The organism is Streptosporangium jomthongense (genome assembly GCF_042650425.1).
Classification (GTDB): domain Bacteria; phylum Actinomycetota; class Actinomycetes; order Streptosporangiales; family Streptosporangiaceae; genus Streptosporangium.
On sequence record NZ_JBHSBC010000001.1, the window covers coordinates 559,523 to 572,985 of the forward strand.

The following is a 13,463-nucleotide window of genomic DNA, read 5'->3' on the forward strand; positions in this document are numbered from 1 at the left end:
CGGACCCCTCCCTCTCCATGGCTGCTGTGCTGTACCGGCTCGGCCGGTTCTCCTTCCGCAGGCGCGGGCGCGTACTCGCCGCCTGGCTCATCCTGCTCGCCCTGCTCGGCGGGGCCGCCGCCGCGTTCTCCGGGCCGACGACCGACAACTTCACCATGCCCGGCACCGAGTCCCAGCGTGCGCTGGACTCCCTGCGGCGGCAGTTCCCCCAGGCCGGCGGCACGACCGGCACCATCGTCGTCGCCGCGCCCGAGGGCGGCAAACTGGACCCGGCCGCCCTCGCGCCGATCGTGCGTGAGGCGGCGGCCGTACCCGGGGTGCTGGCCGCGATGGACCCCTTCCAGGTCGGCGCCGTCTCCCCCGACGGCCGCCACGCGCTGGTCCAGGTCCAGTTCGACAGCCCTCTCGACAAGATCACCGACGCCCAGCGCGCGGCCTACGAACGGGCCGGGGCCACCACCCCCGGCCTGCGGGTCGAGCACGGCGGCGAGATCATGAAGGCCGAGGTCGAGATCGGCTCGACCGAGGCGTTCGGCGTCCTGATCGCCGCCGTCGTCCTCGTCGTCACCTTCGGCTCCCTGGTCGCGGCGGGCATGACGCTGCTCAACGCCCTGATCGGCGTCGGCGCCGGGATGGCGGGCCTGTTCTCCCTGTCCGGCGTGGTCGAGCTGAGCAACGTCGCCCCCGTCCTGGCGCTGATGCTCGGCCTGGCCGTCGGGATCGACTACTCGCTGTTCATCACCTCCCGCTACCGCCAGTACCTGGCCGAGGGCATGGAGGCCGAGGAGGCCGCCGGACGGGCGACCGGCACCGCCGGATCGGCCGTCGTCTTCGCCGGGGCCACGGTCATCATCGCCCTGGCGGGCCTGGCCGTGGTCGGCATCCCGTTCCTGAGCGTCATGGGCCTGGCCGCGGCGGCGACGGTGGCGCTGGCCGTACTCGTCGCGCTGACCCTGCTGCCCGCCATCCTCGGCTTCGCCGGCGCGCGGGTGCTGCCCCGCAGGCAGCGCGCGGGTGCGGACACGGGCACCGGCGACGACCGCGAGGCCATGGGTTTCCGCTGGGGGCGGCTCGTCACCCGTCTGCGCGTCCCGGTGCTGGTCGTCGCCGTCGTCGTGCTCGGCGCGCTGGCCCTGCCCGCCAGGGACATGCGCCTGGCGCTGCCCGACGCGGGCACCGCCGCCGAGGGCTCGACGGCCCGCGAGGCGTACGACCTGATCAGTGAGGGGTTCGGCCCCGGCTTCAACGGCCGTCTGATCGCCGTCGTCACCGGTGACGACGCCCAGGCGACCGCGAACGCCGCCAAGCAGGCCGCGGGCGCCATCCAGACCACCCCGGGAGTGCTCGCCGTCACCCCGCCGCAGGCCAACGCCCAGGGCACGACCGCGCTGCTGACCGTCATCCCCAAGACGGGTCCCGCCGACGCCGCGACCGAGCAGACCGTGCACGCCATCCGCGAGCGGATGAACGACATCCAGGGCGCCCGCGTCGCGCTCTCCGGCGTGACCGCGATCGGCATCGACATCTCGGCCAAGCTCGCCGACGCGATGCCCGTCTACCTGCTGCTCGTGGTCGGGCTGTCCATCCTGCTGCTCCTGCTGGTCTTCCGGTCGGTCCTGGTCCCGCTGAAGGCCGCGCTCGGCTTCCTGCTCACGATCGGCGCCACGTTCGGCATCACCGTGGCCATCTTCCAGCAGGGGCACCTGGCGGACCTGCTCGGCGTCGGCAGGCCGGGGCCGCTGGTCAGCTTCCTGCCGATCCTGCTCATCGGCATCCTGTTCGGCCTGGCCATGGACTACGAGGTCTTCCTGGTCTCGCGCATGCGGGAGGACTTCGTCCACGGTGACACCGCCCAGCGGGCGACCGTGAACGGCCTGGGCCACAACGCCCGCGTCGTCACCGCCGCCGCGCTCATCATGACCTCCGTCTTCGGCGGCTTCGTCTTCATGCACGACCCGATCATCAAGTCCATGGGCTTCGCCCTGGCCGTCGGCGTGCTCATCGACGCCTTCGTCGTCCGCATGACGCTGGTTCCCGCCGTGATGTCCCTGCTCGGCCGCGCCGCCTGGTGGCTGCCCCGCCCCCTGGCCCGCGTGCTGCCCAACCTCGACATCGAGGGCGAGAGCCTCTCCCGGCGGCCGGAGGAGCCCGCACCGGCGGTGATCGGGGCCGGCTGAACGGGTTCACCTGGAACGGACGGGAGGCCAGGCCGTGCGGCCGCTTGAGCTCGTCGCGCTCGCGACCACGACATTGTCGTTCCTCACCCTGGCGCTGCCACGGCTGCGCGGGATGAGGCCGGTGAACCACGTGCCGCCCGTCGCGCTCCTGGCCGCCGTGGCGCAGGTCGTCGTCGAGGGCGCGCGCTGGCAGCTGTTCCCCGCCTACGCGCTGGCCCTCTCGTTCTTCCTGGTGTGGTTGTGGGGACGGCGGCTCAGGGGCCTCCTCGGTGTGAGTCCCGGTGTCCTGGGACTCCTCGTCGCCCTCCCGCCACCCGTCGTCCTGCCGGTCTTCACCTTCCCCGAGCCCACGGGCCCGTACGGCGTCGGCACCGTGACGTACCACTGGACGGACACCTCCCGCCAGGAGACCTTCAGCGCCGACCCCGCCGCCCGCCGTGAGCTCATGACCCAGGTCTGGTACCCGGCCGCGCGCTCCTCCGGCGGGGGGCGCGCGGCCTACGCCGAGGGCGTCGAGGCGCTCGCTCCGGCGCTGGCCAGGATGATCGACCTGCCGTCGTTCACGTTCGACCACCTGCGGTACGTGACGACGAACGCGAGGGAGTCGGTGCCGGTGTCCGCCGGCGTCCATCCGGTCCTCGTGTTCCTTGAGGGTTTCAACGGCTTCCGCCAGATGAACACCTTCCAGGTGGAGGAGCTCGTCTCCCACGGATACGTCGTGGTCGCCGTGGACCACCCCTACATCGCGGCCTCGGTGACCTTCCCCGACGGCCGGCATGTCACCGGTTTCCGGAAGAACGAACTGAACGCCCTGGTACAGCAGAGCGTCAGCCCGGCGAGGACCGCCCCGACGTTCCAGGGCAGGTCCTATCCGGAGGGCATCGTTCCCTATCTCGTGCGGGACGTCTCCTTCGTCCTCGACCGGCTGACGGCGTTGAACGCCTCCGACCCCGAGCGCCTGCTGACCGGGAAACTGGACATGCGGCGGGTGGGCGCGTTCGGCGTGTCCCTCGGCGGCATCGTGGCCGGTGAGGCGTGCCGTACCGAGACACGGCTCGGCGCCTGCCTCGTCATGGACGCCCCGATGCCCGACGACGTCGTGTCCCCCGGGCTCGGGCGACCGGTGCTGTGGATCACGCGGGACGCGCGGACGATGCGGCAGGAGAAGTGGAACAAGGTGGACATCGTCCAGCACCAGACCTCCATGCGGACCGCGTTCGGCAACCTGAAGGGCGACGGCTACTTCGTCCAGGTGCCGGACATGTTCCATGTGAACCTGACGGACGTCCCCTCCTGGTCACCGCTGTTCCCGTACCTGGGGGTCACCGGCCCCGCCGACCCCGGGCGGGTGCACGAGATCGTGAACGCCTACTCGACGGCGTTCTTCGACAGGCATCTGCGCGGTTCTCGGGAACCCCTCCTCGATGGGCCGTCGAACCGCTACCCGGAGGTCGTCCTCCACCGTCGGCGACCCTAGGCACAGGTGGCCTGGTAGGGGTAGCCGGGGAAGTGGGTCGCCCATTCGGCCGGGCCGAGACCGTGGCCCGCCCTCTGGCAGACGGTCCGCGCGGCGGCCTCCGGGGTGAGGTCGTAACGCCGCAGGGGGATGTGCTCGCCCGCCACGTACAGGGTGTCACCGTCGAACGTCATCGCGGCGACGAATCCGCTCGGGGTGGAGATGGGCGCGCCGATCGGCTGCCGGGTGGCGGTGTCCCACAGCTGCACCGTGCCGTTGACCGTGCCCACGGCGAGGACGCTCCCGTCGGCGGAGAAGGCCAGGCTGCTGACCCAGCTCGACGTATACGGCGAGGCGGAGATCAACGCGCCCAACTGACGTCGTGCGGTGCCGTCCCACAGGGCGGTCCGTCCCGTCTCGTCGCCGACGGCCAGGAATCTGCCGTCGGCGCTGAAGGACAGCGCGCTCGCCGAGTGAAGGCCGCTCTCGCGCACGACGGCGCGGCCGGAGACGAGGTCGACGACCTGCCCCCCGGTAGTGATCAGCAACCGCCCGGACGGAGCCAGGACGATCTTGCCGTTGACACCGGGGACCGTCGTGGTGGTGACACCCCGGTTCAGGTCCCACAGGACGAGCGAACCATTCGTGGGCGGCCCGCTGACCAGCAGAGTGCCCGCGTCCCGGGTGTAGGCGACAGACGTGGCGCTGTCGAAGGGGCCGGCGCTGCCGGCGACGCGCCGACCGGCGAGGTCCCACATCCGGGCGTCGAAAGGTTCGAGGCGGGTGTCGCCGTAGGCCAGGACCGCTCCGTCGGGACGGAACGCCGCGGTCACGTGGCATTCCGGCATCATGGTGCCCATCTCTCGGCAGGGGACCGGAGGAGGCCCGGGAAGTCGTCGTCCGGTCCTGGTGTCCCGGAGTTCGACCCGATTCGGGTAGACGGTGACGAGTGTGTTCTCGTTAGAGCTGAAAAAGGCGGAGGTAGCGCTCTCGTCCCGCCAGTCGGCGTTGACGACGGGGTTCAGCTTCAGTGTCCTGACGGTCGCGGGCCACGAAAAGGCGTTGGATGCCCCGGCGAGATAGCGCGCCTGGCCCGCGGCCGGATCGACTCTGATGTCGAAGGCGCGTTCACCGGCCAACGGATGGCGGAACAGCGGAGCGTCCGGAACGCCGATCCGCCACACGAGGAGTTCGTCGGAGTTGGCCGTCGCGAGGAAAGCGCCGTCCGCGCTGAAACCGATCTCGTCCACGCCTGCTTCCTTGATGGCGGGGAGTTCTCTGCCCGACGGCAGATCCCAGAGCCGGATCTTCGTGCCGGTCGTCATCAACAGCCGCCGCCCGTCCGGGGACAGACGCAGGCTCTCCTCACGGCACTGATCGACGGAGGGCGTGGGCATGTTGGGGACGTCCGACTCTCGGCCGGTCCTGAGGTCCCACACCCGCACCGGCGTGCCGGGCACGCAGAGGGCCATTGTCGTGTCGTCGGCGCTGAGCGTCGCGTCCGGGACATTCGATTCGGTCAGGTAGCGCCCGTTCTGCAACGCGCGCGACATCGCCAGGGTGGACGACCAATCGCCTGTTCGCCGGACGGGCCCTCCCTTTCTGCGAACGTTCACCTGCACGATCAACCGTCTGGCGGAAGCGTCCCAGACACGGACGCGATGGTGGGAGCCGTTCGCCTGGTAGGTGACGACGCGCCGTCCACTCGGGGCGACCTCCACTCCCCGGTTGGCGTCGTCGAGAGGCCGCGGGTCGCGTTGACCGGTCGTCATGTCCCGCAGCGTCACCTCGACCGTCTCGGAGGCCGTGGGGTAGTGCACGGGCAGCCAGAGTGGATCTCCCTGGCCCTTTCCCACGTTGCCCAGCCAGCGGGCCGGCCCCGGCGTGGTCGTGACGACCCGGTGGGTCTCCACGTCCCAGCGGACGACCTTGTCCGCGCCCATGCTGTACAGGAAGCGGCCGTCGGAGCTGAGCCAGCGCACGGTGTCGGACCCGGTGTCCGGATCGGTGAAGACCTCCTGCTGGGCCTGGAGGCTCGCCGTACGGAGGTTCGCCCGCGTCTCGGGAAGGTCGGCCAGGCGCCAGGCGGCCAGGCTGAGCCGCATGGACAGCTGCGGGTCGGTCTGGCGCAGGCTCGCGGCATAGCCGGCGGCGCGGCGGGCCTGCTCCTCGCGTTCCTGCCGGTCACGTACGAGATTCTGCTGCCAGACCAGCGAACCCGTGATCACCATGGCGGTCGCCAGCACACCGATGAGGAAGGCGCGCAGCCTGCTCCTGCGGCGTTCGCCATGACGCCCCTCCGTACTGGCGGTGAGGAAGTCCCGCTCCAGCGGGGTGAGCTCGCCGGCCCGTTCGGCGAGGTGCGTGCGCGCCAGCGACAGGCGCAGCCCCCGGTAGAGGCCTCCGGGGTCGCGGGCGTGCGCCTGCCAGGCGTCGGCCGCCTCGGTGAGGCGGCGGTGCACGCGCAGGCGTTCCCGGTCCTCCTCGACCCAGGAGCGCAGCCGGGGCCAGGCGGTCAGCAGCGCCTCGTGCGCCAGGTCGGCCGTTTCGTCGTCGAGGGTGATCAGACGGGCACACGCCAGCCGTTCCAGCAGCAGTGGGCTGGGGTCGTTCCGGCATCCGGTGACCAGTTCGGCGCACGCGGCCGGGCGCCGGGTGTCCTGGGCGCCCGCCTCTCCCGGGGTGACCAGGCGCAGCAGCAGGTGGCGCAGCCGTTCCCGCTGCTCGGGGGTGAGTTCCTCGTAGAGTTCCTCCGAGGTGCGGGCGACGGCGCCGTCGATGCCTCCCGCCGCCTCGTACGCCTCGACGGTCAGGGCCTTGCCGTGGTGGCGCCGCCAGGTCTCCAGCAGGGCGTGCGACATCAGCGGCAACCCGCCCGGCTGCCCGGCGACCTCGTCGAGGATCCGGGTGGTCAGTTCGCGTTGCACGATCAGTCCCGCCGCCGTGGCGGGTTTGACGATCGCCTCACGCAGTTCGGCCGGGCTCATCGGGCCGACCGGGACGGTGGCGTCCCTGACGGCCTCGACCAGGTCCGAATGGTGGGTGAACTGGCCGAAGAAGTCGGCACGTACGGCCAGCACCACCCGGGTGCGCCGGTCGTCGCGTCCGGCGGCCATCAGCGCGTCGACGAACCTCCGGCGCTCGGCCGGGTCCTCGCACAGGGTGAAGGCCTCCTCGAACTGGTCGATCACGAGCACGTCGGCGGCGTCGCCGGGCAGTCGCGGGTGCGCGCCCGGTGTCAGGACCCGTACGGCGCGCACGCGCAGGGCCGGCACCAGTCCCGCGCGCAGGAGAGAGGACTTGCCGCTTCCCGACGGACCGACGACCAGTACGAACCGGTGCGCCTCCAGCAGCGTCACCAGCCGCTCTACCAGCGCCGACCGGCCGAAGAAGTAGGCCTGGTCCTCGGTCTCGAACCTCGCCAGTCCCCGGTACGGCGCCCGCTCGGGCTCACCGTTCCTGGCCGCGTGTTCCCGCTGGGCGGACCGGGCCTCCTCCCACCTGGCCCGCCACTCCTGAGCGTCCCCGCCGCACGCCTCGACGTAGGCCAGCGTGACCGGCAGGGTCGGCAGTCTGTCCCCGGCCGCCGCCTGGGCCAGCGTGGCGGCTGAGAAATGCGCGCGCGCCGCCATGGCGCGGTAGGTCGGGCCACCCGCCTCCTCACGTAATTTGCGTAACTCCACGGCGAATGCGGCCACCGGACCATCGGTGGGATCGACCGGCCGTTCCCGGCGCCCTGCGCGTTCCCCCAACTTACTCTCCCCGAATGTGACTAATTCCCATCAGAAACGGCAAACCAGCACAAAATACACAGCCACATCGGGTCAATCAAGTTTGTCTGCAGTGACGAACGAGGGTTCCGGACAATTCCCGGGCCGCCGAGACTCGAAGCCGTAAGCCCCCGGCCTGCGAAAACACCACGGCCGGGGATATCCGATGCGTTTCAGCCGGCGCGCCATTCGTTTTCGAACACATCCGCGCCGCAGAGGCAATGCGACGAAAGAAGCACGCATGAAAAAGAAGATCACGGTCGGTCTGGTGGTGCTCGCCGGCGCCACCGCGCTGATCGCGGGGCCCGCCGCCGGCGCGGCCACGACGGCGAGCGGCACGGCCGGCAGCGCGGCGGCCTGCAACGTCCAGCACGAGCCGTGGTACACCATCGGCGGATACCGTCACGTCCGCCTCCAGAACGAGTGCAACTCGAAGAAGACGGTGTGCATCGCCATTCCCGACCGGCCCGCCTGGTTTCCCATCCCCCGCTACACCCTCAACGCCTATGAGTGGCGTGACGTCGCCTACGCCCCCACCTCGATCAACCAGGGCAGCAGCGTCTATTACTGCTAGGCCGTGTCACCGCTCCTCACCAGCACACATTTCAGTGAAGGGGAAAACATGATGGCAAGAACCAGGATCGCCGCCGCGGCCGTTATCGCGGCGCTCGCGTTCACCGGCACCGGAATGACGGCCGGCGCGGCCTCCGCCTCCTCAACCGGCGCGGCGGCCTGTGGCGTCCAGCACGGGGAGTGGTACTCCTCGGGCACCACCCACAAGGTGGACGTCTACAACGAGTGCAGCACCGGAAAGTACGTGTGCGTCGAGATCCCCTATTGGGCGGACTACGGCCCCAAGTACATACCTGGCCGGACCACCGTCACGCTGCTCTACGCTCCCATCGTCGCGCCTGAGGGAAGGTCCATCTACTACGCCGCGTCCTCCAGCAGCTGTTAGAACGCCGACCCGCGCGAGGCGTCCGACCTCGCGCGGGAACCGGTACCGGAAGGGGTGGCCGAGCGCACGGGCGAGGACGGCTCACCGCCGCCCGGGGTGCCGGTGGCCGAGGTCATGGCGGGCCGCAACAGGGGCCGGACCCGCCAGACCCCCGGGCCGCGGCACCGGCGGCCGCCCCGGCGCGATGAGAACGGCCCCGCGTGAGTGGCCGATCGACATGCGCGGCGACGGACAGATTCGGCGAGGCGGGCCCGCCTCCCCCATGAAATTGACGGGCTTTGTCAGAAAGACCAGGGAACAGGCGATTGATTTACGGTTCTTTCCGTTCTCGTTGCCGCCGAACGAAGGCCTGAACCGGTGGCCACCAAGAAGATCAAATTGTGCGCCTCAAAGGGCACAGGGGAACCACCGAGGACAACGCGAGGAAACCTGATCCATGAATGTCAAACGCCTCATGTTCACCGCCGCCGTCGCCGCCGCCTCACTGCTGGGCGGTCTACCGGCCTCGGGCGCGCAGGCGGACGACGCCCTGCTGACGACGACCCCGTCGGTCGTCTCCCCCACCGCCGGTGGCGACGTCGCCTTCGCCGTCGAGGGCCGGTCCTTCCCCTCCCTGATCAAGGTCGCCGTCAACAGCACGTCGCTGAACTCCTCGTGTGAGGACACCAACCTCAGGCGGGTCGTCCTGCGGGCCGACCGCAACGGCTACTTCAACCTCGTCGGGGCGGCCCGTGGGTGCGTCAGCGGCGTCTACCGGGTCGAGGCCACCGAGCTTGAGTCGCCCTACCGCACCTACTCCGCCAGAGTGACCATCGGCCATCCGCTGCCCGGCACCGGTGTCCCCGCGCTCAGGACCACCCCGGCGACCGCCGACGCCGACGGCGACATCGCCTTCGTCGTCAACGGCTACGGCTTCGCCGAGAAAGGCTACGTCCGGTTCACCAGCAACGGCCTGAACGAGGCCTGCATCGCCACCAGTCTCAGGGACGGCACCCGGCTCAGGGCGGACAACAACGGCCGCTTCGCGCTGCCCGTGCTGGGCAGGGGGTGCGTCCCCGGCCGCTACCAGATCGAGGCCACCGAGCTGGTGACGCCGTACCGGACCTACACCACCACGGTCGCGATCACCCCGGCCAAGTAGCCCACCTCGGGGCGGCCCTCACCCGGTGCCGGGAGGGCCGCCCCGACACATTGAGCGATCTGCCCCTTATGATCGATTAGCCGGTCTCGCATAGGGGGTAGAAGTGGCGGGGATCGACTACAGCTACGACGCGCTTGAGCAGTGCCGTACGACCGTGCACGAACTGATGAAGAACTTCGGCGAACTGGGTGGTCCGTATCCGGCCAAGACGACCGACTCCACCATCTTCGGCAGGCTGACCGACTCATCCGCCCTGGCCGAGTTCCTCGACGGGATCGAGAAGACGGTCGACGGGGAGCTGACGAACGTCACCGGCAAGCTCAAGGACGTCGAGCGCGCCCTGAACGACATCGAGGACAACGTCCGTACGGCCAACCGCGCGGGCGGGGAGCGGTGACCGCGGACACGACCGAGGCGATCTCCGGTCTCCCCGGCGGCGGTACGCTCTCCGACCTCCTGAACAAGGTGAACGCCGACGCCGACGCCGTCAGCGCCGTCGCGACCCGCTGGCGTGGTACGGCGGGCAAACTCAACGAGCACGCCGGGCGGCTCGGCACCGTCGTCAACGCGGTCAACGACGCCTGGCAGGGCGAGTCCGCGGACGCCTTCGACACCTACATGCGCAAGTACGGCCGCGCCGCGGAGGCCCTGCACGACGCGCTGGCGGGCTGCGCCAACACCCTCGACACGGCGGCCGGGGTGCTGCGTGGCGCGGAGGCGAAGGTCCGCTCCATCTGCTCGACCCTCCTCGACGACGTGTCCGCCTACCGCACGGCCAACCCGAAGGCCGAGGAGAAGGACCTGCAGCCGCACATCACCTCGCTGGTGAACGGTGCCGTCACCGGAGCCCGCCCCCACATGGAGGCCGCCGACAAGGCCGTCACCCAGGCGCTGGCCGCCGTCAAGAAGCACATGGCCGAAAGGAAGATCTCCTTCGCCGACATCCCGGCCCCCCTCGACCAGACGTTCGTACCGGGCGCCGGCCGTACGGTCGTGTGGGAGAGGACGGTCGGCTACCGGCCGCACCTCGCGCCGCACGGCGACACCGGGACACCGAACCCGGTCGCCTCAGGAGGTTACGGGCCGAGCGGCGCGCCCCCGCCCGGTGGCGGCCCCGTGCCGACCGGGAAGCTCAAGGAGTGGATCGACCAGGCGCTGGAGATCCTCAGGTCCCACGGCTACCCGCCGGAGAAGATGAACCCCGCCGACATCGCCATGATCATCCAGCACGAGTCGGGTGGCAACCCGCACGCGATCAACCTCTGGGACTCCAACGCCGCCGCGGGCACCCCGTCCAAGGGGCTGATGCAGACCATCGACCCGACCTTCGGCAGCTACAAGCTGAGCGGGTACGACGACATCTACAACCCGGTCGACAACATCATCGCCGGGGTCCGCTACGCGATCAGCCGTTACGGCTCGGTCTCGAACGTCCCCGGCGTCGTCGGCGCCAAGACCGGCACCGGCTACGTCGGCTACTGAGCGGCCTGCCTAGGCTGGGACGATGAAGCTGACGAAGTTCACGCACGCGTGTGTCCGCCTTGAGAAGAACGGCTCGGCCCTGGTGATCGACCCCGGGGCCTTCAGCGAGGAGTCAGCCCTCCAGGGGGCGCGGTCCGTGCTCATCACCCACGAGCACTTCGACCACGTGGAGGTGGAACGGCTGCGCGGGGCGGCCGAGGCCGAGCCGTCACTGGAGATCTGGACCAACGAGGCCGTTGCGGCCGACCTGACCGACGTCCCGGCCAAGATCCACGTCGTACGGCACGGCGACACCTTCGACACGGCGGGCTTCGCCGTACGGGTCGTCGGAGAGTGGCACGCCCCCAACCACCCGGACGCGCCGATCGTGAGCAACGTCGGTTTCCTGGTGGACGAGGAGGTCTTCTACCCCGGCGACGCGTTCACCCCGCCGGGGACCGAGGTCCCCACCCTGCTCGTGCCGACCAACGCGCCATGGCTGAAGCTCTCCGAGACGGTGGACTACCTCCGCCAGGTCCGCCCGGCCAGGGCCTTCTCCACCCATGACGGCCTGCTCAACGACGTCGGCCTCGGCCTCGTCGACAGGTGGCTGGCGATGGAGGCCGACAAGCAGGGGGCGGAGATCCGCCGCCTCGCGCCGGGTGAGTCCGTCACCCTGTCCTAGCCGGGGGTCCGGCCCTACCGTGGGAGGCGACGTGATCTCCCCGGCGAGAGGAAGGGCGGCATGGACCCCAAGGAGCTCCGGCGGCGGTTCGAGACTCTGACCACCGCGCATCTGACGGACGGCTGCCTGCGCGCCGGGGTTGCGGTGCGCTGCGCCCCGGCGGGCACCCGCTCCGCGGTGCCCGGTGGCCGTCTGGCCGGACGGGTGTGCCCGGCCAGGCACGCGGGCAGCGTCGACGTCTTCCTTGAGGCGTGCGAGCTGTCCGCGCCCGGTGACGTGCTCGTCGCCGACAACGGAGGACGGCTCGACGAGAGCTGCATCGGTGACCTCGTGGTCCTTGAGGCCCGGGCCGCCGGGCTCGCGGGGGTCGTGATCTGGGGGCTGCACCGCGACACGGCCGACATCCGGGCGATCGGGCTGCCGGTCTTCAGCCTGGGTTCGATCCCGACCGGCCCCCTGAGCCTGAACGAGCGTCCTGAGGGCGCGCTGGAGTTCGCCGCCGTCGGGGAGTGGACGGTCGGCCGCGACGACCTGGTCCTCGGCGACGACGACGGCGTGATCTTCATCCCGGCCGGACGCGCCGAGGAGGTGTTCACCCGCGCCGAGGCGATCCGCGACGTCGAACGGCGTCAGGCCGACCGCATCCACGCGGGCACCTCACTGCGCGAGCAGGTGGCCTTCGGCGCCTACCTGGCAGGACGCGCCGAAGACCCCTCCCTGACCTTCCGCGCCCACCTGCGCGCGGTCGGCGGAGCCATCGAGGAGTGACCTTCGCCTCCCGCGAAGGTCACACGGCCCTGGCGATCGTGGCGGACCCGATCACGGTGTCCTCCAGGTAGAACACGGCGGCCTGGCCCGCGGCGACCCCGGTCGCGGGGGTGTCCAGGGCGACGTGGACCTCCTCGCCGGACACCTGGATGCGGCAGCCGTACACCTCACCGTGTGCCCGGAGCTGGACCGTGCAGGCCAGCGGCTCGTACGGCTCGGCGACGGGCCCGTTCCACACCGGGCGCACGGTCTCGACGGAGGTGACCTCAAGGGCCGAGCGTGGCCCGACGGTGACCGTGTTGGAGACCGGCTCGATGGACAGCACGTAGCGCGGGCGCCCGTCGGGGGCGGGCCGGTCGATGTGCAGGCCCTTGCGCTGGCCGACCGTGAAGCCGTAGGCGCCCTCGTGGCTGCCGACCACCTCGCCCGAGGCGTCCACGATCGGCCCGGGGACCGTGCCGAGACGCCTTTCGAGGAAGCCCCGGGTGTCGCCGTCGGCGATGAAGCAGATGTCGTGGCTGTCGGGCTTGTCGGCCACCATGAGCCCGCGCCTGGCGGCCTCCTCGCGCACCTGGGCCTTCGTCGAGTCGCCCAGCGGGAACATCGCGTGGCCGAGTTGTTCCCTGGTGAGCACGCCGAGCACGTAGGACTGGTCCTTGCCCTCGTCGGGGCTGCGGCTGAGCACGCCGTCCACGAGCCGGGCGTGGTGGCCGGTGGCCACGGCGTCGAAGCCGAGCGCGAGGGCCCGGTCGAGGACCGCCTCGAACTTGATCTTCTCGTTGCAGCGCAGGCACGGGTTGGGCGTACGGCCCGCGGCGTACTCGCTGACGAAGTCCTCGACCACGTCGCGTTGGAACCGTTCGGCCATGTCCCAGATGTAGAAGGGGATGCCGATCACGTCGGCGGCCCTGCGGGCGTCCCGGGAGTCCTCGATCGTGCAGCACCCTCTGGCGCCGGTGCGATGCGACTGCGGGTTCGCGGACAGGGCGAGGTGGACGCCGGTGACATCGTGACCGGCCTCGGCGGCGCGGGCCGCCGCCACCGCTG

At 70.7% G+C, this 13,463-nt stretch carries 11 protein-coding genes; 9 read left to right on the forward strand and 2 right to left on the reverse strand.

The window, feature by feature from the left end; all coding sequences use genetic code 11:
- The first annotated feature begins 17 nt into the window (after window positions 1-17).
- Together ACFOYY_RS02685 and ACFOYY_RS02690 are read left to right on the forward strand one after the other, a co-directional pair.
- Window positions 18-2,177, forward strand: coding sequence for an MMPL family transporter (locus ACFOYY_RS02685; RefSeq protein WP_386187423.1), 2,160 nt, complete (start codon window positions 18-20; stop codon window positions 2,175-2,177).
- 34 nt (window positions 2,178-2,211) lie between these two features.
- Window positions 2,212-3,654 (forward strand): alpha/beta hydrolase family protein, encoded by a 1,443-nt coding sequence (locus ACFOYY_RS02690; protein WP_386187426.1) that lies wholly within the window; start codon window positions 2,212-2,214, stop codon window positions 3,652-3,654.
- Here the strand turns inward: ACFOYY_RS02690 and ACFOYY_RS02695 are convergent.
- Window positions 3,651-7,331 (reverse strand): nSTAND1 domain-containing NTPase, encoded by a 3,681-nt coding sequence (locus tag ACFOYY_RS02695; RefSeq protein ID WP_386187429.1) that lies wholly within the window; start codon window positions 7,329-7,331, stop codon window positions 3,651-3,653. The genes ACFOYY_RS02690 and ACFOYY_RS02695 overlap by 4 nt on opposite strands.
- Window positions 7,332-7,644: 313 nt before the next feature.
- On the opposite strand from ACFOYY_RS02695, the gene ACFOYY_RS02700 reads away from it, so the two are divergent.
- The 7 genes from ACFOYY_RS02700 to ACFOYY_RS02730 all read left to right on the forward strand — a co-directional run bounded on the left by ACFOYY_RS02700 (window position 7,645) and on the right by ACFOYY_RS02730 (window position 12,416).
- Complete coding sequence (locus ACFOYY_RS02700) at window positions 7,645-7,977, forward strand: hypothetical protein (RefSeq protein ID WP_386187432.1); 333 nt, start codon at window positions 7,645-7,647, stop codon at window positions 7,975-7,977.
- Between the two features lie 48 nt (window positions 7,978-8,025).
- A complete protein-coding gene (locus tag ACFOYY_RS02705; protein ID WP_352010186.1) occupies window positions 8,026-8,361 on the forward strand; it encodes a hypothetical protein in 336 nt (111 codons plus the stop codon).
- Window positions 8,362-8,797: 436 nt separating this feature from the next.
- The gene (locus ACFOYY_RS02710) at window positions 8,798-9,502 is read left to right on the forward strand and encodes a hypothetical protein (RefSeq protein WP_362774265.1); all 705 of its coding nucleotides are present in this window, start codon (window positions 8,798-8,800) and stop codon (window positions 9,500-9,502) included.
- A 103-nt stretch (window positions 9,503-9,605) separates the two neighbouring features.
- Window positions 9,606-9,899 carry a hypothetical protein gene (locus tag ACFOYY_RS02715; protein ID WP_352010184.1) on the forward strand — a complete coding sequence of 98 codons (294 nt, stop codon included), beginning with the start codon at window positions 9,606-9,608 and terminating at the stop codon, window positions 9,897-9,899.
- Window positions 9,896-10,984, forward strand: coding sequence for a WXG100 family type VII secretion target (locus ACFOYY_RS02720; protein WP_386187441.1), 1,089 nt, complete (start codon window positions 9,896-9,898; stop codon window positions 10,982-10,984). The genes ACFOYY_RS02715 and ACFOYY_RS02720 overlap by 4 nt, the downstream gene beginning before the upstream one ends.
- Window positions 10,985-11,006: 22 nt before the next feature.
- Complete coding sequence (locus tag ACFOYY_RS02725) at window positions 11,007-11,648, forward strand: MBL fold metallo-hydrolase (RefSeq protein WP_386187444.1); 642 nt, start codon at window positions 11,007-11,009, stop codon at window positions 11,646-11,648.
- Between the two features lie 60 nt (window positions 11,649-11,708).
- A complete protein-coding gene (locus ACFOYY_RS02730; protein WP_386187447.1) occupies window positions 11,709-12,416 on the forward strand; it encodes an RraA family protein in 708 nt (235 codons plus the stop codon).
- A 19-nt stretch (window positions 12,417-12,435) separates the two neighbouring features.
- Here the strand turns inward: ACFOYY_RS02730 and mnmA are convergent.
- Window positions 12,436-13,463 (reverse strand): tRNA 2-thiouridine(34) synthase MnmA (gene mnmA / locus ACFOYY_RS02735; RefSeq protein ID WP_386187450.1); only part of this gene is annotated, 1,028 nt, incomplete at its 5' end.

Excerpts from the sequence above, each read along its gene's own strand:
- ACFOYY_RS02685 (WP_386187423.1), top strand. The coding sequence starts at position 18 with ATGGCTGCTGTGCTGTACCGGCTCGGCCGGTTCTCCTTCCGCAGGCGC.
- ACFOYY_RS02700 (WP_386187432.1), top strand. The coding sequence starts at position 7,645 with ATGAAAAAGAAGATCACGGTCGGTCTGGTGGTGCTCGCCGGCGCCACC.
- ACFOYY_RS02705 (WP_352010186.1), top strand. The coding sequence starts at position 8,026 with ATGATGGCAAGAACCAGGATCGCCGCCGCGGCCGTTATCGCGGCGCTC.
- ACFOYY_RS02710 (WP_362774265.1), top strand. The coding sequence starts at position 8,798 with ATGAATGTCAAACGCCTCATGTTCACCGCCGCCGTCGCCGCCGCCTCA.
- ACFOYY_RS02725 (WP_386187444.1), top strand. The coding sequence starts at position 11,007 with ATGAAGCTGACGAAGTTCACGCACGCGTGTGTCCGCCTTGAGAAGAAC.
- ACFOYY_RS02730 (WP_386187447.1), top strand. The coding sequence starts at position 11,709 with ATGGACCCCAAGGAGCTCCGGCGGCGGTTCGAGACTCTGACCACCGCG.